Annotated in this window: 14 protein-coding genes, 2 tRNA genes and 2 rRNA genes; 7 read left to right on the forward strand and 11 right to left on the reverse strand. The window is 65.4% G+C overall.

Annotated features, from left to right (window positions below):
• Positions 1 to 42: 42 nt before the first annotated feature.
• The 5 genes from J2P76_RS10870 to J2P76_RS10890 all read left to right on the forward strand — a co-directional run bounded on the left by J2P76_RS10870 (position 43) and on the right by J2P76_RS10890 (position 4,363).
• Positions 43 to 119 (forward strand) — tRNA-Ile (locus tag J2P76_RS10870).
• A 34-nt stretch (positions 120 to 153) separates the two neighbouring features.
• Positions 154 to 229 (forward strand) — tRNA-Ala (locus J2P76_RS10875).
• A 281-nt stretch (positions 230 to 510) separates the two neighbouring features.
• Positions 511 to 3,395 (forward strand): 23S ribosomal RNA (locus J2P76_RS10880).
• Between the two features lie 166 nt (positions 3,396 to 3,561).
• A 5S ribosomal RNA gene (rrf, locus tag J2P76_RS10885) occupies positions 3,562 to 3,675 on the forward strand.
• Between the two features lie 148 nt (positions 3,676 to 3,823).
• Positions 3,824 to 4,363, forward strand: a complete 540-nt coding sequence (locus tag J2P76_RS10890; RefSeq protein ID WP_207407190.1) for a DUF2306 domain-containing protein — start codon at positions 3,824 to 3,826, stop codon at positions 4,361 to 4,363.
• 14 nt (positions 4,364 to 4,377) lie between these two features.
• Here the strand turns inward: J2P76_RS10890 and J2P76_RS10895 are convergent, their stop codons facing one another.
• From J2P76_RS10895 to J2P76_RS10905, 3 genes are read right to left on the reverse strand one after another with little or no spacing between them, the layout of a single operon-like run.
• Positions 4,378 to 4,782, reverse strand: a complete 405-nt coding sequence (locus J2P76_RS10895) for a YchJ family protein (protein ID WP_207407192.1) — start codon at positions 4,780 to 4,782, stop codon at positions 4,378 to 4,380.
• Entirely contained in the window at positions 4,782 to 5,054 is a 273-nt protein-coding gene (locus J2P76_RS10900; RefSeq protein WP_207407194.1) for a GNAT family N-acetyltransferase, read from the reverse strand. Before J2P76_RS10900 ends, J2P76_RS10895 begins: the two co-directional genes overlap by 1 nt.
• 47 nt (positions 5,055 to 5,101) lie before the next feature.
• Positions 5,102 to 6,511 carry an MFS transporter gene (locus J2P76_RS10905; RefSeq protein ID WP_207407196.1) on the reverse strand — a complete coding sequence of 470 codons (1,410 nt, stop codon included), beginning with the start codon at positions 6,509 to 6,511 and terminating at the stop codon, positions 5,102 to 5,104.
• 161 nt (positions 6,512 to 6,672) lie between these two features.
• Between J2P76_RS10905 and J2P76_RS10910 the strand changes: the two genes are divergently transcribed.
• Positions 6,673 to 7,572, forward strand: coding sequence for a LysR family transcriptional regulator (locus J2P76_RS10910; protein ID WP_207407198.1), 900 nt, complete (start codon positions 6,673 to 6,675; stop codon positions 7,570 to 7,572).
• Here the strand turns inward: J2P76_RS10910 and J2P76_RS10915 are convergent.
• The 8 genes from J2P76_RS10915 to J2P76_RS10950 all read right to left on the reverse strand — a co-directional run bounded on the left by J2P76_RS10915 (position 7,550) and on the right by J2P76_RS10950 (position 16,149).
• Positions 7,550 to 7,930 (reverse strand): hypothetical protein, encoded by a 381-nt coding sequence (locus J2P76_RS10915; protein ID WP_207407199.1) that lies wholly within the window; start codon positions 7,928 to 7,930, stop codon positions 7,550 to 7,552. The genes J2P76_RS10910 and J2P76_RS10915 overlap by 23 nt on opposite strands.
• Before the next feature lie 42 nt (positions 7,931 to 7,972).
• Positions 7,973 to 9,238, reverse strand: a complete 1,266-nt coding sequence (locus J2P76_RS10920; RefSeq protein ID WP_431603419.1) for a glutamate-5-semialdehyde dehydrogenase — start codon at positions 9,236 to 9,238, stop codon at positions 7,973 to 7,975.
• 78 nt (positions 9,239 to 9,316) lie between these two features.
• The gene (gene holA / locus J2P76_RS10925; protein ID WP_207407203.1) at positions 9,317 to 10,369 is read right to left on the reverse strand and encodes a DNA polymerase III subunit delta; all 1,053 of its coding nucleotides are present in this window, start codon (positions 10,367 to 10,369) and stop codon (positions 9,317 to 9,319) included.
• A 3-nt stretch (positions 10,370 to 10,372) separates the two neighbouring features.
• On the reverse strand, positions 10,373 to 11,032 hold the full coding sequence (gene lptE, locus J2P76_RS10930; RefSeq protein ID WP_207407205.1) for an LPS assembly lipoprotein LptE: 660 nt from the start codon (positions 11,030 to 11,032) through the stop codon (positions 10,373 to 10,375).
• A 10-nt stretch (positions 11,033 to 11,042) separates the two neighbouring features.
• Positions 11,043 to 13,700 carry a leucine--tRNA ligase gene (gene leuS, locus J2P76_RS10935; protein WP_207407213.1) on the reverse strand — a complete coding sequence of 886 codons (2,658 nt, stop codon included), beginning with the start codon at positions 13,698 to 13,700 and terminating at the stop codon, positions 11,043 to 11,045.
• A gap of 86 nt (positions 13,701 to 13,786) precedes the next feature.
• Positions 13,787 to 15,013, reverse strand: coding sequence for an MFS transporter (locus J2P76_RS10940; RefSeq protein WP_207407215.1), 1,227 nt, complete (start codon positions 15,011 to 15,013; stop codon positions 13,787 to 13,789).
• Positions 15,014 to 15,062: 49 nt separating this feature from the next.
• Positions 15,063 to 15,584, reverse strand: a complete 522-nt coding sequence (locus J2P76_RS10945) for a MarR family winged helix-turn-helix transcriptional regulator (RefSeq protein ID WP_207407217.1) — start codon at positions 15,582 to 15,584, stop codon at positions 15,063 to 15,065.
• A 133-nt stretch (positions 15,585 to 15,717) separates the two neighbouring features.
• Entirely contained in the window at positions 15,718 to 16,149 is a 432-nt protein-coding gene (locus J2P76_RS10950) for an HU family DNA-binding protein (protein WP_207407219.1), read from the reverse strand.
• A gap of 325 nt (positions 16,150 to 16,474) precedes the next feature.
• On the opposite strand from J2P76_RS10950, the gene J2P76_RS10955 reads away from it, so the two are divergent.
• Entirely contained in the window at positions 16,475 to 18,289 is a 1,815-nt protein-coding gene (locus J2P76_RS10955; protein ID WP_207407221.1) for a chloride channel protein, read from the forward strand.
• Positions 18,290 to 18,296: the final 7 nt, after the last annotated feature.

Genomic DNA, 18,296 nt, shown 5'->3' on the forward strand with positions numbered 1-18,296 from the left:
CCTGAGCCGCAATCCTGACTGCTGATCCGAAGAGGGTTTTTTGGGTCTGTAGCTCAGTCGGTTAGAGCACCGTCTTGATAAGGCGGGGGTCGTTGGTTCGAATCCAACCAGACCCACCAGGTATCGCGATGCGGAGGATCCGTGTTGGGGTATGGGGGTGTAGCTCAGCTGGGAGAGCGCCTGCTTTGCAAGCAGGATGTCATCGGTTCGATCCCGTTCACCTCCACCATTGAGCCCAGAGGCCAACGCGTAGGGTTGCGAGTCAGTCTTACGCGTTGGGTTTTGCCCAATGAAGCTATACGAGTTCTTTAACAATTTGGAAGAAGCACAACGAAAGTGTGTTCATGAAGTAGCCGGGTGCGCCTGGTGAATATGAGCACGGGTTGTGATTGCATAGATTTAGTTCCAAGTTCTCAAGGTCTGATCGAAGGATGATCAGAGCTGCTTTGAAACTTATGAACGGCACAAACGCGAAACATATCAGCGTCCTATAAGACGGTAGTGTTATAGGATCAAGCGACTAAGTGCATATGGTGGATGCCTTGGCGATCACAGGCGATGAAGGACGTGGTAGCCTGCGAAAAGCTGCGGGGAGCTGGCAAACAAGCTTTGATCCGCAGATGTCCGAATGGGGAAACCCACCGCGTAAGCGGTATCCCACACTGAATCCATAGGTGTGCGGAGGCGAACCGGGTGAACTGAAACATCTCAGTAACTCGAGGAACAGACATCAACCGAGATTCCGAAAGTAGTGGCGAGCGAAATCGGAAGAGCCTTTACGATTTAGCAGATCAGGTAGTCGAACGGAATGGAAAGTCCGGCCGTAGCAGGTGATAGCCCTGTAGACGAAATCTGGTTTGTGGAACTAGGCGTAAGAGAAGTAGGGCGGGACACGTGAAATCCTGTCTGAAGATGGGGGGACCATCCTCCAAGGCTAAATACTCGTGATCGACCGATAGTGAACCAGTACCGTGAGGGAAAGGCGAAAAGAACCCCGGAAGGGGAGTGAAATAGATCCTGAAACCGTATGCATACAAACAGTCGGAGCCTCTTAATGGGGTGACGGCGTACCTTTTGTATAATGGGTCAGCGACTTACATTCAGTGGCGAGCTTAACCGAATAGGGAAGGCGTAGCGAAAGCGAGTCCGAATAGGGCGAATCAGTCGCTGGGTGTAGACCCGAAACCAGATGATCTACCCATGGCCAGGTTGAAGGCACGGTAACACGTGCTGGAGGACCGAACCCACTAGTGTTGAAAAACTAGGGGATGAGCTGTGGATAGGGGTGAAAGGCTAAACAAATCTGGAAATAGCTGGTTCTCTCCGAAAACTATTTAGGTAGTGCCTCAAGTATGACTGCGGGGGGTAGAGCACTGTTATGGCTAGGGGGTCATGGCGACTTACCAAACCATGGCAAACTCCGAATACCCGCAAGTCCAGCTTGGGAGACAGAGCACCGGGTGCTAACGTCCGGACTCAAGAGGGAAACAACCCAGACCGCCAGCTAAGGTCCCGAATTATCGCTAAGTGGGAAACGAAGTGGGAAGGCATAGACAGTCAGGAGGTTGGCTTAGAAGCAGCCATCCTTTAAAGAAAGCGTAATAGCTCACTGATCGAGTCGTCCTGCGCGGAAGATGTAACGGGGCTCAAGCGATAAACCGAAGCTGCGGGTGTGTACTTTTAGTACACGCGGTAGGAGAGCGTTCTGTAAGCCTGCGAAGGTGGCTTGTAAAGGCTGCTGGAGGTATCAGAAGTGCGAATGCTGACATGAGTAGCGATAAAGGGGGTGAAAAGCCCCCTCGCCGTAAGTCCAAGGTTTCCTGCGCAACGTTCATCGGCGCAGGGTGAGTCGGCCCCTAAGGCGAGGCAGAGATGCGTAGCTGATGGGAAGCTGGTTAATATTCCAGCACCGTCGTACAGTGCGATGGGGGGACGGATCGCGGAAGGTCATCAGGGTGTTGGATGTCCCTGTTGCTGCATTGGAGAAGGCGCTTTAGGCAAATCCGGGCGCGTAATTCAAGGGTGTGGCACGAGATCCCATGTGGATCGAAGTGATTGGAAGTGGTTCCAAGAAAAGCCTCTAAGCTTCAGCTGTACGAGACCGTACCGCAAACCGACACAGGTGGACGGGATGAATATTCCAAGGCGCTTGAGAGAACTCAGGAGAAGGAACTCGGCAAATTGATACCGTAACTTCGGGAGAAGGTATGCCCCGGTAGGGTGATGCGCCTGCGCGCAGAGCTTGAAGGGGCCGCAGAGAATCGGTGGCTGCGACTGTTTATTAAAAACACAGCACTCTGCCAAGACGAAAGTCGACGTATAGGGTGTGACGCCTGCCCGGTGCCGGAAGGTTAAGTGATGGGGTGCAAGCTCTTGATCGAAGCCCCGGTAAACGGCGGCCGTAACTATAACGGTCCTAAGGTAGCGAAATTCCTTGTCGGGTAAGTTCCGACCTGCACGAATGGCGTAACGATGGCCACACTGTCTCCTCCTGAGACTCAGCGAAGTTGAAGTGTTTGTGATGATGCAATCTACCCGCGGCTAGACGGAAAGACCCCATGAACCTTTACTGTAGCTTTGCATTGGACTGTGAACCGGCCTGTGTAGGATAGGTGGGAGGCGCGGAAACCGAGTCGCCAGATTCGGTGGAGCCGACCTTGAAATACCACCCTGGTTTGTTTGCGGTTCTAACCTTGGTCCGTTATCCGGATCGGGGACAGTGCATGGTAGGCAGTTTGACTGGGGCGGTCTCCTCCCAAAGCGTAACGGAGGAGTTCGAAGGTACGCTAGGTACGGTCGGAAATCGTGCTGATAGTGCAATGGCATAAGCGTGCTTGACTGTGAGACTGACAAGTCGAACAGGTGCGAAAGCAGGACATAGTGATCCGGTGGTTCTGAATGGAAGGGCCATCGCTCAACGGATAAAAGGTACTCTGGGGATAACAGGCTGATACCGCCCAAGAGTTCATATCGACGGCGGTGTTTGGCACCTCGATGTCGGCTCATCTCATCCTGGGGCTGTAGCCGGTCCCAAGGGTATGGCTGTTCGCCATTTAAAGAGGTACGTGAGCTGGGTTTAAAACGTCGTGAGACAGTTTGGTCCCTATCTGCCGTGGGCGTTGGATACTTGACGGAGCCTGCTCCTAGTACGAGAGGACCGGAGTGGACGTACCTCTGGTGTACCGGTTGTCATGCCAATGGCATTGCCGGGTAGCTAAGTACGGAAGAGATAACCGCTGAAGGCATCTAAGCGGGAAACTCGTCTGAAGATTAGGTATCCCGGGGGCTAGACCCCCCTGAAGGGTCGTTCGAGACCAGAACGTTGATAGGTCGGGTGTGGAAGCGCAGTAATGCGTTGAGCTAACCGATACTAATTGCCCGTGCGGCTTGATCCTATAACTCTGCGGGTTTTATACAAGACCTGGTATGAGATAGCGTTCGAGTGCCGTTCAATAGATAAATACCTTCACAATCGCTGCCAGGCCAACGCGCCTGGCCAGCTCGATGTGCTTCTTCCAATTCCGGGCGCGCTGCCCTTCGCAGCCCGCCCAGCCAGCTACGCTTGACGACCATAGCAAGGTGGACCCACTCCTTCCCATCCCGAACAGGACAGTGAAACGCCTTCGCGCCGATGATAGTGGACTTCCCGTCTGTGAAAGTAGGTCATCGTCAGGCTCTTATCCCACAAAACCCCAGCACGCATCCGTGCTGGGGTTTTGTCTTTGCGGGCTCGCCTTCATTGACCCGCCGTACTGCCTGCCCTGGCGCGGATAAAGGGTTATTTTGAATATGCCGGGCCTGGCGCAAGTGCTAGTCTGCGCCCATGAGCCTGGAACCCTTGAATTCCGCATCGGCCATGATCCAGGTGCATGCCTGGACAGCCATGATCGCCCTCGCCCTGGGGGTAATCGTATTGCTTCGCCAAAAGGGCAATACCGTGCATCGCTGGATGGGCCGCGGGTGGCTTGTCGTGATGCTGGTGGCGGTGCTGTCCTCGTTTTTCATCCATGAGCTGCGTACCTGGGGCGCATGGAGCCCGATTCATATCCTGTCGGTGGTGACGCTGGTATTACTGGTTCGTGCGTACCGGGCAATCCGGCGCCGCAAGGTGGCGTTGCACGCCGGCCTGATGAAGGCCGCTTTTTATAATGCCTTGCTGCTGGCCATGTTCTTTACCTTCATGCCCGGACGCATCATGCATGCGGTAGTTTTCGGCGCGGCCTCTCAGCCTGCCCCCGAGCCGGCAGTTCCGTTGTGGGTATGGATCGTGGGCGCCGTGCTTCTGGTGGGCGGCAGGCGGCACGTGGCCAAGTGGCTGAGACGCTCCGGGAAAACGCCAGGCGCATCCCGTCCCGGGGTATAGCGCCCTGCGGCGTGTTAACGGTGCTGGCCGTCCAGATAGAACCAGCGGCCGTCGTGGCGCACGAAGCGGCTGATCTCGTGCAGGCGCGTGGCGCGGCCGCCCTGGCGGCAGCGCGCCACGAATTCGACGCTGGCATGGTCGGTGTCTTGTTGTATGTGCTGCCTGACTTGCAGGCCCAGCCATTTCAGGTCGGCCGGGTTCGGGTCAAGCTGGCTGGGGCGGGTGTCGGGGTGCCAGGTATCCAGCAGGTACTGCAGGGCGTCGAGCACGAAGGCGCTGTAGCGCGACCGCATCAGGGCTTCGGCCGTGGGCGCGCACAGGTGCTGCGGGCCCCGGTGCCAGCGTTCGCAACAGGCGGAGTAGGCCAGGCCGCTGCCGCACGGGCAGGCGCATGGCGCCGCCGGCGCGGGCTTGCCCATCAGGCGGCCAGATCCTGATATTCGGGATGGCGCTTGATGTAGGCCGCTGCGTAAGAGCAGACCGGCCGCACGCGCCAGCCGCGCTGCCGGGCCGTGTCCAGCGCCGCGCGCGTCAGCTGGGCGGCGATGCCGCGGCCTTCTACGGCCGGCGGAACGCCGGTGTGCTGGATGATCATCATGCCGTCGCGCAATTGGTAATCGAGAACGCAGAGCTGGCCGTCGACCTGGGTGTCGAAACGGCCTTGCTGTTCGTGATGCTGAATGTCTGGCATGGGCGGGCACCTGGATGAGATGGAAAATTGGCCGGTATGCCGGCATTTTAAGACGCCGGGCTTTCCTGGCCAGTGCCATGCCGCAAGTAGCGTGCCGCGATCACGACGTTGGCTGCATAGGCCGCCGCGATGAGCGCCATGGCGACCGGCAGGCTGGCATGCCAGTCGGGCAGGGCATGCAGCACGCTGCCGATGGCCGCCACGCCTACCAGGGCGCCTGCCTGGCGATTGGCGTTCAAGGCCGCCGCCGCGCTGTTGGCGTGTGCGGCGCCGCCGATCTGCAGGGCCAGCGCCGTCATGGCCGGAATGGCGGCGCCGGTGGCTAGGTTGCCGATGGCCAGCAGGACGACCAGCAGCAGGTATGGCGAGTCGGGCGTGTACAGCATGGCGGTGGCGATACCGGCCAGCGCCCCGACGGCGGCGCCTGCCAGCATGGTGGCGCGCGCGCCCCAGCGTGCGGCCAGCCTGCCGGCAGCCAGGTTGCCGATCGAGAACACGCCGAACACGGGCAGCAATTGCAGGCCGGCCTGCAAGGCGTCGGCTCCCAGGGCCTGCTGCACATACAGGCTGAGCAGGAAGATCAGGCCGTATACCGAGAAGCTGATCAGGAAGCCGTATGTATTGGTGGCAAGGTAGCCCGGCGTGCGCGACAGGGCGCGCGGCACGATGGGATGGGCATGGCGCCTTTCGCGCGCCAGCAGCGCCGCGCCGCAGGCCACGGCACACAGGCCGGCCGCCACGATGCGCGGCGCTGTCCAGCCATGGACGTTGCCCTGGATCAGCGCGTAGCTGGCCAGGCCCAGCATGCCGATGCCCAGCACGTGGCTGGCCAGGTTCAGCGGCCGCGGCCGCGCCGCGGGCGAGGCCAGGTGGGCGTGCGCCAGCCACAGCCCCGCCAGCCCCAGCGGCAGGTTGATCAGGAAAATGCTGCGCCAGCCGAATTCGTTGATCAGCATGCCGCCCGCCAGCGGCCCCGCGGTGGCTGCCACGGTGATGATGGCGGACCAGGCTGCCAGCATCCGGCCGCGCACCTCTGGCGCCTGGTAGGCATGCATCAGCAGGCTGAGCGAACTGGGCATGAACAAGGCGGCGCCCAGGCCCTGCAGCAGGCGGGCGGCGACCAGCAGGCCGCTGTCGGGCGCGGCGCCGCACAGCAGCGAGGCCAGCGTGAACAGCGCCAGGCCCGCTAGGTATACGGGCTTGGCCCCATAGCGGTCGGACAGCGCGCCGGCCGCCAGCAGCAGGGCGGCGAAGGCCAGCGTATAGCCGTCGACGATCCACACCAGGCCGCTGAGCGGCGTGCTGAGCTGGGCGCCGATGCTGGGCAGGGCCACGTTGACCACGGTGACATCCAGCATGGCCATGACACAGCCGATGGCCAGCGCCAGCAAGGGAAAAAAGGCGGCGCCGGCGGCGGGCGCGGCCACGGCCAGGGAAGAAGGGCAGGTACTGCGCATGGCGGGTATTCCAGAGGATTGAAGACTGGCATGGTACGGACTTCGAGTGATGCAAAAAACCAGTAGAATCGCTGGAATGAAATGCAAATTTGCATCATGCGCGTGTGCGCTGGCGTGGGCCGACGGCGCGGCGCGGATCGGCCTGGTGTCCGGGAACCTTCATGAACTGGGATGACGCGCGCGTTTTCCTGGCCATCTACCGGGTCGGCACCCTGCGCGGGGCGGCCGCGGTGCTGCAGGTCGACCAGGCCACGGCGGGCCGACGCCTGGCGGCCATCGAGGCATCGCTGCAGGCACGGCTGTTCCTGCGCACGCCGGGCGGATACGTGCCCACGGCGGCGGGCGAACTGGCTTTCACGGCCGCCGAGCGCATGGAGCAGGCGGCCGATCAGCTGCAGCGCCAGATGCAGGGCCTGGACACGCGCCTGTCGGGAGTGGTGCGGGTAGCCACGTCGGACACCCTGGGACGCCACTATCTGCTGGAAGCCTTCAAGCGGGTGCAGGCCGAGCACCCGGCCATCCGGGTGGTGCTGTCGACCTCTACGCAGATCACCAACCTGACCCGCCGCGAGGCCGACATCGCCGTGCGCAATGTGCGGCCCGACAACCCCGACCTGATCTACCGCCACCTGGCGCGCCGCGAGATGGGGCTGTATGCGTCGGCGGCTTATGTGCAGGCTCATGGCGAACCCCGGCCGGGCACGGCCTTCGCCGGGCACCGGCTGGTGGCTTACCAGCGCACCGCGATCCCCAGCCGGTTCGATGCGTTCTGCGGCGAACCCACGCGCAACGGCCAGGTGGTGCTGGAGGTGAATTCGGGCCTGATGATGCTGGAAGCCGTGGCCCGGGGGCTGGGCATCGGCGAACTGCCCGTGATGATGGCCGGCACGTATCCGGCCCTGGTGCGCCTATGGCCGCAACGCGCCGAATCGTATGACCTGTGGCTGGTGCTGCATGGCGACCTCAGCCGCAGCGCGCGCGTGCGCGCCATCGCCGACGCTATTGTGCAGGTGTTCGAAGAAGACGATGAGCGGGGGCTCAGCGGTACATCATCAGGATGACCCAGACGGCGATCATGGCCGCCAGGCCCACCCAGCATGAGGCCCAGAACCCCACGATGGGCGCCTTGATGCTGAACGGCACCTGCTTGGGGTCGACGTGGGCAAGCTGCCGGTTGGCATGGGCGAACAGCCCGAAATTGAAGCCGGGAAAGGCCAGCCGGAAGAAGTAGTCCTGGAAGATGGTGGTTTTGACCACCAGGGGAAAGCGGCGGAACGGCCCGTGCTTGAGCAGCGGATGCTGCATTGCCTTGTTAATGTGGTCGGTGCGTACAAAGAACAGCAGGATGCCGCACAGGCAGCAGACCAGGAAGCAGAGCGTGACGAGGCTGAAGGCGTAGGCCAGGACTTGCGTGGGCATGGAAATCCGGAATCAGGTAGTGCGTGTAAGGATGTGGGTGGGTCAGCCGCGGGTCTGGCCGTCTCCGTTGAGCACCCATTTCAGGGTGGTGAGGCCTTCGAGGCCGACCGGACCGCGCGCATGCAGCCGATTGGTGGAAATGCCGATTTCGGCGCCCAGGCCGTACTCGAAGCCGTCGGCGAAGCAGGTGGGCAGGTTGACGTAGACCGAGGCGGAATCGACCTCGCGCTGGAACCGCTGCGCGGCCGAGAGGTCTTCGGTGACGATGGCGTCGGTATGGCCCGAGCCCCAGCGCGCGATGTGTTCGATGGCCTGGTCGAGCGAATCGACGATGCGCACCGCCAGGATGGGCGCCAGGTATTCGGTGCCCCAGTCTTCGTCGCTGGCGGGCGTGGCGGACGGCACGATGTCGAGCGTGCGCGGGCAGCCGCGCAGCTCGACGCCATGCGCGCTGAAGGCCGCCGCCAGGCGCGGCAGGATGGACACGGCCACGCCGGCGTCGATCAGCAGGGTTTCCATGGCGCCGCAGATGCCGTAGCGGTAGGTCTTGGCGTTGAAGGCGATGGAATGCGCTTTTTGGGGGTCGGCCGCCGCGTCGATGTAGACGTGGCAGTTGCCGTCCAGGTGCTTGATGAGCGGCACGCGCGCTTCGCTGGCCAGGCGGGCGATCAGGCCCTTGCCGCCGCGCGGCACGATGACGTCGATGTGTTCGGTCATGGTGATCAGCTTGCCGACCGCGGCGCGGTCGGTGGTGCCGACGACCTGCACGGCTTCGGCCGGCAGCGCGGCCGCCTGCAGGCCGGCCTGCACGATGCGGCCCAGCGCCACATTGGAATGCAGCGCTTCGCTGCCGCCGCGCAGGATGGTGGCGTTGCCGGATTTCAGGCACAGCGCCGCCGCGTCGATGGTGACGTTGGGGCGCGATTCGTAGATGATGCCGATGACGCCGAGCGGGACGCGCATTTGCGCCACGCGCATGCCGTTGGGGCGCAGGGCGCTGGCGGTGGTGCTGCCGATGGGGTCGGGCAGCGCGGCCACCTGGAGCAGGCCTTCGGCCATGCGGTCGATGGCCTTGTCGGACAGCGTCAGGCGGTCGAGCAGGGCCGCTTCGAGGCCGTTGGCGCGCGCGGCGTCGACATCCTGCGCATTGGCGGCCTGGAGTTCGGCGCGCTTGTCGCGCAGCGCTTCGGCCATGGCGTGCAGGGCCTGGTTCTTGGCGGCGCCGGTGGCGCGCATCATGGCGCGCGAAGCGCGGCGGGCATTTTCGCCCAGGGCCAGCATGGCGGTGTCGATGTCGGTAGCGGGCATCACGGAATCTTGCATGATTGCGGCGGCGGCGCGGTATGCGCCGGCAGAGAGTTCAAGTGTAGCGTGCCGCGGCGGCGCTCATGAGCGGCCGGCGGCCGCCACGCGCAGGGCCAGGCGGGCCATTTCTTCCCAGGGGTCGGCCAGGCGGCCGGGCACCGACAGCCCCTTGATGAGGCGGTCGACCTCGTGGGCATGTTGCACGGCCGCTGGCCAGGCGCGCGCGGGCACGCGCCCCAGGGCCTGCAGCGCCAGGCGTTCGTGGGCGCCGAAAATGCGCAGCCGGCGCATGGTGGCCCCGGCATCCTGGCCGCTGGCGCGGGCCTCGGCCACGCGCGCCAGCAGGCGGATTTCGTCGCCGACGGCCCACAGCACCAGCGGCAGCGCCTCGCCTTCGGCGCGCAGGCCGGCCAGCATGCGCACCGTGCGCGGCGCGTCGCCGGCCAGCATGGCGTCGCGCAGGCCGAAGACATCGTAGCGGGCCACGTTGAGCACGGCGCGTTCGACGTCTTCGGCCGCCAGCTGGCCTTCTGGATAGAGCAGGCCCAGCTTCAGGATTTCCTGGTGGGCGGCCAGCAGGTTGCCTTCGACCTTGTCGGCCATCCATTGCAGGGTGGCGTTGTCGGCGCGCTGGTTTTGCCGCGCCAGGCGGGAGCCGATCCAGGCCGGCAGGCGGCCGCGTTCGATGGTGGGCAGGTCGACCATGATGCCGCCCTGCGCCAGGGCCTGCGCCCATTTGGCGTCGCGGGTGGTTTTGTCGAGGCGGGGCAGGGCCACCAAGACCAGCGTGTCGGGGTCGGGCTGCCGCGCGGCCTGCTCGGCCAGCCGCATCAGGGTGTCGCCGCCGGTTTTGCCGGGCTTGCCGGTGGGCAGCTTGATTTCCAGCACCCGGCGGTCGCCGAACAGCGACACGCTTTGCGTGGCGGCGGCGACGGCGCTCCAGTCGCTGCGGGCGTCCATGACCATGCTGGTGCGGTCGGTGTAGCCGGCCTCGCGCGCCGCGGCGCGCAAGGCGTCGACGGCCTCGGTGACGAGCAGGGGTTCATCGCCCGACACCGTGTACAGCGGCGCCAGGCGCTGGCCCGCGCGCTGCAGGTGGTCGGCCAGCCGGTCGGCATCGAGCGCCTGTGCCATGCTTTACCAGGCGCCGGTGCCGGGCGAGCCGGGCGTTTGCCAGGTTTCGGGCCCGGCATCGGATGGCGGCGCGTTGGGGTCGAAGACGGGCGCGTCGGGATCGCTTTCGCCGCGCGCAGCGGCTTCGGCGGCGTTGCGCACGTCGGCCGCGGTGAGGCGGCGCAGCAGGCGGCTGACCAGCGATTGCTGCATCGACAGGTACAGGCTTTCGATCTGGCCCTGCTTGGCCTGCACGACCTGATCGTCGTAGGGCATTTCGCGGTAGACCGACAGAGTGGTGTCGGGCAGGATGGCCACGCCCTTGTTGGTGATCAGGCGGAAGGTGAAGTTGATGCCCAGTTCGTATTCTTCGACCCGGCCCTGCGCATTCAGCGAGACCTCGCGCAGCGTGCGCTGGTTGCGTACCTGCTGCAGGATGGCCTGCGCCTGGTCGGGCTGGTCGACCAGGCGCGTGTTGGGCGAGGCGGCGCGCAGCGCCCGCCGGACGTCGGCGCCGAACCGGCTGTTGTCGGCAATGCCGACGTACAGGGTGTCGAAGGGCAGCGGGGTGACGCCGCGCATTGCGAAACCGCACGCCGCCAGCAGCATGACGGCCGCCAGGCTGGCGGCGCGCAGCAGCCAGCGGGCAGGGAAGCGTTGCGGACGTTGCGGGGCAATCTGCATGCAGAACCTCTTAGCCTACGACGTTGACCAGCTTGCCCGGCACGACGATGACGCGCTTGGGCGGACGGCCTTCAAGGAAACGGGCGACTTCTTCCTGGGCCGCGGCGATCTGCTCGATGTCGGCCTTGGACGCTTTGGCGGCCACGCGGATCGCGCCGCGCAGCTTGCCGTTGACCTGCAGCATGAGCTCGATTTCGTCGGCCACCAGCGCGGCCTCGTCGACGTGCGGCCACGGGGCGTCGAGCAGGTCGCCCAGCGCGTGGGTGTAGCCCAGGTCGCGCCACAGCAGCCAGGTGACGTGCGGCACCACGGGGTACAGCACGCGCAGCAGCACGCCCAGTGTTTCGGCGCGCGCGGCGTCGGCGTGGGCGCCTTCGGGCAGCTTGGCGTCGTCGAGGGCGTTGAGCATTTTCATGCAGCCCGACACCACCGTGTTGTACTGGATGCGCTGGTAGTCGTAGTCGGCCTGCTTGAGCAGGCCATAGACTTCGCGGCGCAGGTCTTTGACCGGCGCGGGGGCCTGGGCCCAGTCGGCGCCGGCCGCCAGGCCGCGCGCCACCGCTTCGTGCTGCGCATGGCAGTGCGACCACAGGCGGCGCAGGAACCGGTTGGCGCCTTCGACGCCGGAGTCGGACCATTCGAGCGTTTGCTCGGGCGGGCTGGCGAACATGACGAACAGGCGCGCGGTGTCGGCGCCCAGCGTATCGATGAGCGCCTGCGGATCGACCCCGTTGTTCTTGGACTTGGACATGGTGCCCACGCCGCCGTAGTTGACGTCGGAGCCGTCGCTTTTCAGGCGGGCGCCGGTGATGGCGCCCTTGGCGTCGTAGAGGTTCTCGACTTCTTCGGGCCAGAAGTATTCGATGCCGCCCTGCGCGTTCTTGCGCGAATAGATATGGTTGAGCACCATGCCCTGGCACAGCAGCTTGGTGAAGGGCTCGCTGAAATTCAGCAGGCCCAGGTCGCGCATGACGCGCGTCCAGAAGCGCGCGTACAGCAGGTGCAGCACGGCATGCTCGATGCCGCCGATGTACTGGTCCATGGGCATCCAGTAATCGTTGCGGGCATCGACCATGGCCTGGTCGTTGCCGGGCGAGGTGTAACGCATGAAGTACCACGACGAATCGACGAAGGTGTCCATCGTGTCGGTTTCGCGCCGCGCGGGCTTGCCGCAGCTGGGGCAGCGGCAGGACAGGAAGGCTTCGTTCTTGGCCAGCGGGTTGCCGCTGCCGTCGGGGATCAGGTCGTCGGGCAGCACGACCGGCAGGTCTTGCTCGGGCACGGGCACGGGGCCGCACTCGGGGCAGTGGATGATGGGGATGGGCGTGCCCCAGTAGCGCTGGCGCGAGATGCCCCAGTCGCGCAGGCGCCAGGTGGTCTGCTTTTCGCCCAGGCCCTGCGCGGCCAGGTCGGCCGCAATGGCGTCGACGGCCTCGGCGTACGACAGGCCGTCGTATTTGCCGGAATTGACGGTGCGGCCGCTTTGCTTGTCGCCGTACCATTCCTGCCAGGCGTCAGTGGAATAGGTTTTGCCTTCCAGGGCCACCACCTGCCGGATGGGCAACTGGTATTTCCGGGCGAAGGCGAAGTCGCGCTCGTCGTGCGCGGGCACGCCCATGACGGCGCCGTCGCCGTAGCTCATGAGCACGTAGTTGCCGACCCAGACTTCGACCTGGGCGCCGGTAAGCGGATGCGTGACCGTCAGGCCGGTGCGCATGCCGGCCTTTTCGCGGGTGGCGATCTCGGCTTCGGTGGTGCCGCCCAGCTTGCACTGTTCGATGAAGTCGGCCAGCGCGGGGTTGGAGGCGGCGGCGTGCGCGGCCAGCGGGTGTTCGGGCGCCACGGCGCAGAAGGTGACCCCCATGATGGTGTCGGCGCGCGTGGTGAAGACGTACAGCCTGCCGTCCTGGATGAGCTGGCCGTCGGCGCCGGCGATGGTATGCGGGAACGCGAAGCGCAGGCCCTCGGACTTGCCGATCCAGTTTTCCTGCATGATGCGCACGCGCTCGGGCCAGCCGGGCAGGCCCGAGCGGACCTGATCGAGGAGTTCGTCGGCGTAGTCGGTGATGCGCAGGTAGTAGCCGGGGATTTCGCGCTTTTCGACCGGGGCGCCCGAGCGCCAGCCGCGCCCGTCGATGACCTGTTCGTTGGCCAGCACGGTCTGGTCGACCGGATCCCAGTTGACAGTCTGGGTTTTGCGGTAGGCGATGCCCTTTTCAAGCATCTTCAGGAACAGCCATTGGTTCCATTTGTAATATTTGGGATCGCAGGCGCACATTTCGCGCGACCAGTCGATGGCCAGCCCCATCGCCTGCATCTGCTTCTTCATGTAGGCGATGTTGTCGTAGGTCCATTTGGCCGGGGGCACCTTGGACTTGATGGCGGCGTTCTCGGCCGGCATGCCGAAGGCGTCCCAGCCCATGGGCATGAGCACGTTGTAGCCGCGCATGCGCAGCTGCCGGGCCATCATGTCGTTGATGGTGTAGTTGCGCACGTGGCCCATGTGCAGCTTGCCGCTGGGATAGGGCAGCATCGAGCAGGCATAGAACTTGGGCTTTTCGGTGCCGTCGGCGTTCTTGGCGTGTTCGGTGACGCGATAGGCGTCGCGGGCCTGCCAGTCTTGTTGGGCGGCGGCTTCGACGGCGGTGGGACTGTAGCGTTCCTGCATGGACTCGTGCGCGTTTCGGTAAATGGGAAAGGGCCGGCGCGGCGCAAAGGCGGCGACGGTCAAACCACTACTGATTATAGAAGTACCTACGCCCGGGCAGGCGTGGGCGGGATTTCGGGGATGCGCGCCGCCGGCGCCCAGACGGCGTAGGCCAGCGCCGCCGCGCTGACCGCGGCCCCGCCGGCCGCCACGCCCAGCCAGCCGGCGTGCGTGTACAGGGCCGCCGACGCCAGCGAACCCGCCGCCCCGCCGATGAAGTACGAAGTCATGTAACCGGCGGTGAGGCGGCTGCGCGCATCGGGCCGCAGCCGGTAGATGGTGCTCTGGTTGGTGACATGCACGCCCTGGATCGCCATGTCGAGCACCAGGATGCCGGCGAGCAGGGCGGTCAGCGAATGCTCGCCCAGCGCCAGCAGACCCCACGAGCCGAGCAGCAGGGCCAGGCCGGCGCGGGTGGCCAGGTTGCCCAGGCCGCGGTCGCTGAGCCGGCCATAGCGGTTGGCGGCAATGGCGCCGGCGGCGCCGGCCAGGCCGAACAGGCCGATGGCGCCGTCGCTATAAGAATAGGGCGGGTTGGCCAGCAGGAAGGTCAGCGGCGTCCACAGCATGCTGAACGAGGCGAAGATCAGCGCGCCCAGCACCGAACGCCCGCGGAACAGCGGTTCGCGCGTGTACAAATGGAAAATCGAGGCCAGCAGCCCGGCGTAGTGCAGGTCGACGGTGGTCTTGTAGCGCGGCAGCACGCGCCACAGGGCGCCCGCCATGGCCAGCACGAGCACGGCCGCCACCCAGTAGACCGTGCGCCAGCTGCCCAGGCCGGCCAGCATGCCGGCGAAGGTGCGCGCCAGCAGGATGCCCAGCAGCAGGCCGCTCATGACCGTGCCGACGGCCTTGCCGCGCTGCTGGGGCGAGGCCAGCGTGGCCGCGAACGGCACCAGCACCTGCGCCACGACGGACAGGAAGCCGGTAATGGCCGTGCCGGCCAGCAGCATCGCCAGGCTGTTGGAAAACGCCGACAGCAGCAGCCCCACCGCGCCCAGCGCCGTCATGGCCGTAATCAGGGCGCGCCGCTCGATCATGTCGCCCAGCGGCACCAGCAGCAGCAGGCCGGCGGCGTACGACAGCTGCGCGGTGGTGACGATGCCGCCGGCGGCCGTTTCGGACAGGCCGAACTGTTCGCCGATGGTGTGCAGCAGCGGCTGCATGTAGTAATTGCTGGCGACGATCAGGCCGGTGGCCGCCGACATCAGCAGGATGATGGGAGTGGTGAGGGCGGGAGCGGCTGAGTCGTGGCGCGGAGAATCGTGGGACATCGGGAAACGGATCGGCGGAAGGAAGGGGAAGGCGGGGCGCGGGCCGGCCTCAGGCTTTGCCCGCGCCTATGGCGCCCGGCGAGTGGTGGTCGTGGGCGGCCAGCAGGCGGCGCAACAGCGTGGCCAGCTGCCTGCGGTCGGCGGCCGGCAGCGGCGCCAGCAACTGGCCGAGTTCGTCCAGGTAGTCGCCCAGCGCGGCCTTGATGGTGCGCAGCCCCTGCGGGGTCAGCGAGGCCATGACGCCGCGCCGGTCGTCGGGGTTGGGTTCGCGCGCCAGCAGGCCGGCCTGCTCGAGGCGGTCGAGGCGGTTGGTCATGGCGCCCGACGACAGCAGCAGGGCGTTGACCAGCGCCTGCGGGCTGAGGGCGTGCGGGGGGCCGGAGCGATACAGCGTGGCCAGCACGTCGAATTCGCCCTGGTGCAGGCCGTGCTTGCGGAAGCCGGCATCGACCTCGCGGGCGGCAAGGGTATGCAGGCGGAACAGGCGGCTGAACACGGCCATGCCCGAGACATCCAGGCCGGGGCATTGTTCGTGCCACTGCGAGAGTACGAAATCGACGTGGTCGCGCATGGTTATCTTTATATCAAATATCTTGACGTAAAGATAATTGGGCGAACCCCGCCCCGTCAAATGCCGCGTCCGGAAACGGCAAGGCCCGCCTCTTGCGAGACGGGCCTTGCCGATGAGACTGCAGGACGAACGCTTATTGGGCGGCGTCTTTCAGTTTCTTGAGCGGGCGGACCTTGACCTTGACCGAAGCGGGCTTGGCCGGGAACCAGCGCTCTTCGCCGGTGAACGGGTCTTTGCCGAAGCGCTTGGCCTTGGCGGGAACCTTTTGCACGGTGACCTTGAACAGGCCCGGCAGCGAGAATTCGCCGGCGCCCTTCTTGTCGACCGAACCGAGCACGGCGCCTTCCAGGCCGGCCAGCACGGCCTTGACCGATTTGGCTTCCACGCCGGTCTGTTCAACCAGGTGGGCGATCAGTTGCGACTTGTTCAGCGCTTGCTTGATAGCGCGGGGAGCAGCGGCAGCCGTTTTCTTCACGGCGGGCTTGGCGGCGGTTGCCTTCTTGGCCGGAGCCTTGGCGGCGGTCTTGCTGACTTTCTTGGCAGGAGCTTTTGCTTTGGTAGCCATGGTCGAAATCCGTATGTTTGAGGACACGAGATAGCGCGGCACCGAAGATCGGCACTTGGCACCTCGCGCCCGATGATAGCGGAACTTCGCATTCGCGCGAGTATTTCAGCGGGTTGTCGCCGCAAAACATGTTGTTTTCCCGACAATGCGAGGCGTTTTCGCGGATGCGGCCGCGTCGGCCGTGCGCAACGCCGCGGCGATGGATCGAGCGCCGGCCGGAGCGCCGTGGCGCGTCAGCGGAATGTAATTTATATCGTGATACGATACTTTTCCCCCAGGACCGGCGTGCCGCCGGTCCTGTTTCTTTTCGTCCGCTCCTTCCCGTATGGCTCCCCCTGCACCATTGTCTTCCGCTCGACCGCCCAGCTCGGCCCGCTTGGGCGATTTCACAACAGACCGCCGCGTCCTGCTGCTGATGTTCATGGCCGTGCTGGTCGGCCTGGCCGGCGTGGGCGCCGCCTGGGTGCTGCTGCGCCTGATCGCGCTGTGCACCAACCTGGCCTACTACGGCCGCTTTTCGTTCGAGAACCTGCCCATCGCGGGCAACACCCTGGGCTGGGCGGCGGTGGCGGTGCCGGTGGTGGGCTGCATCATCATCGGCTTCATGGCGCGCTATGGTTCGGAGAAGATCCGCGGCCACGGCATTCCCGAGGCCATGGAAGCCATCCTGATCGGCAAGAGCCGCATCCAGCCCAAGGTGGCGGTGCTCAAGCCGCTGTCGTCGGCCGTGTCGATCGGCACCGGCGGCCCGTTCGGCGCGGAAGGGCCGATCATCATGACCGGGGGCGCCATCGGCTCGCTGCTGGCGCAGATGGTGCACATGAGCTCCAGCGAGCGCAAGACGCTGCTGGTGGCCGGCGCCGCGGCCGGCATGACCGCCGTGTTTGGCACGCCGGTAGCGGCCATTCTGCTGGCGGTGGAACTGCTGTTGTTCGAATGGAAGCCGCGCAGCTTCCTGCCGGTGGCGGTGGCCGCGGTGGTGGCGGCCGCGGCGCGCCCGCTGCTGTTCGACGCCGCGCCCATTTTCCCCTACTCGGGCGTGGGCGAACCGTCGCTGCATCACGTGGTGGCCTGGGCCCTGGTGGGGGTAATGGCCGGGCTGGGCTCGGGCGTGCTGACCGCGCTGGTGTACGCGGCCGAAGACCTGTTCGAGAAGCTGCCCATCCACTGGATGTGGTGGCCCGCCATCGGCGGCCTGGTGATCGGCCTGGGCGGCCTGATCGAGCCCGCCGCGCTGGGCGTGGGCTATGACAACATCACCGACCTGCTGTCGGGCAAGCTGGCGCTGCAGGCCGTGCTGCTGCTGCTGGTCGTGAAGGTGGTGATCTGGTCGGTGGCGCTGGGCTCGGGCACGTCCGGCGGCGTGCTGGCGCCGCTGCTGATTTTCGGCGGGGCGCTGGGCGCGCTGGCCACGCCGCTGCTGCCGCAGGCCGATCCCGGCTTCTGGGCGCTGCTGGGCATGGCGGCCATGATGGGCGGCACCATGCGCGCGCCGCTGACCGCGACCCTGTTCGCGGTGGAGCTGACCGGCAATTTCAGCGTGCTGCTGCCGGTGCTGACGGCCTGCGCGTTTGCCTATGGCCTGACCGTGCTGCTGCTCAAGCGCTCGATCCTGACCGAGAAGATCGCCCGCCGCGGCCATCACATCACGCGCGAATATCATGTCGATCCGTTCGACCTGGTGCGGGTGTCGGCGGTGATGACCACCGCCGTCGAAACGCTGCCGGCATCGATGAGCGTGGCCGACGCCGTGGCGCACTTCACCACGGCCGAGCGGCGCCATACCTCGTATCCGGTGGTGGACCAGCAGGGCACGGTGGTGGGCGAAATCACGCGCGCCGACAGCCTGGCCTGGACGCTGGAAGACGAAGACAACGCCCGGCCGCTGGGCGAGATGGTGGCCGGCCGTGAACTTTTCGTGGGCTATCCGGACGAACTTGCCAGCCAGGCGGCCGACCGCATGGCCTTGACGGGGGTGGGGCGCCTGCCCATCGTCGAGCGCACCACCGGCCGCCTGCTGGGACTGGTGGGCCGCAAAGACCTGCTGCGCGTGCGGGCCGGCCGGCTGCGCGACGAGCGCGAGCGCACCGCATACTTCCGCTGGCGCAGTGCGCGCCGGCGTCCGGCCGATACTCTGTAGGAGCTCC

The organism is Bordetella petrii (assembly GCF_017356245.1).
GTDB lineage: Bacteria > Pseudomonadota > Gammaproteobacteria > Burkholderiales > Burkholderiaceae_B > Bordetella_A > Bordetella_A petrii_D.

Bases quoted from the DNA above. Each gene is read 5' to 3' on its own strand.
- J2P76_RS10940 (WP_207407215.1), bottom strand. From the start codon at position 15,013: ATGTCCCACGATTCTCCGCGCCACGACTCAGCCGCTCCCGCCCTCACC.
- J2P76_RS10910 (WP_207407198.1), top strand. From the start codon at position 6,673: ATGAACTGGGATGACGCGCGCGTTTTCCTGGCCATCTACCGGGTCGGC.
- J2P76_RS10920 (WP_431603419.1), bottom strand. From the start codon at position 9,238: ATGCCCGCTACCGACATCGACACCGCCATGCTGGCCCTGGGCGAAAAT.
- J2P76_RS10950 (WP_207407219.1), bottom strand. From the start codon at position 16,149: ATGGCTACCAAAGCAAAAGCTCCTGCCAAGAAAGTCAGCAAGACCGCC.
- J2P76_RS10915 (WP_207407199.1), bottom strand. From the start codon at position 7,930: ATGCCCACGCAAGTCCTGGCCTACGCCTTCAGCCTCGTCACGCTCTGC.
- lptE (WP_207407205.1), bottom strand. From the start codon at position 11,032: ATGCAGATTGCCCCGCAACGTCCGCAACGCTTCCCTGCCCGCTGGCTG.
- J2P76_RS10945 (WP_207407217.1), bottom strand. From the start codon at position 15,584: ATGCGCGACCACGTCGATTTCGTACTCTCGCAGTGGCACGAACAATGC.
- J2P76_RS10905 (WP_207407196.1), bottom strand. From the start codon at position 6,511: ATGCGCAGTACCTGCCCTTCTTCCCTGGCCGTGGCCGCGCCCGCCGCC.
- J2P76_RS10895 (WP_207407192.1), bottom strand. From the start codon at position 4,782: ATGGGCAAGCCCGCGCCGGCGGCGCCATGCGCCTGCCCGTGCGGCAGC.
- J2P76_RS10900 (WP_207407194.1), bottom strand. From the start codon at position 5,054: ATGCCAGACATTCAGCATCACGAACAGCAAGGCCGTTTCGACACCCAG.
- J2P76_RS10890 (WP_207407190.1), top strand. From the start codon at position 3,824: ATGAGCCTGGAACCCTTGAATTCCGCATCGGCCATGATCCAGGTGCAT.
- J2P76_RS10955 (WP_207407221.1), top strand. From the start codon at position 16,475: ATGGCTCCCCCTGCACCATTGTCTTCCGCTCGACCGCCCAGCTCGGCC.
- leuS (WP_207407213.1), bottom strand. From the start codon at position 13,700: ATGCAGGAACGCTACAGTCCCACCGCCGTCGAAGCCGCCGCCCAACAA.
- holA (WP_207407203.1), bottom strand. From the start codon at position 10,369: ATGGCACAGGCGCTCGATGCCGACCGGCTGGCCGACCACCTGCAGCGC.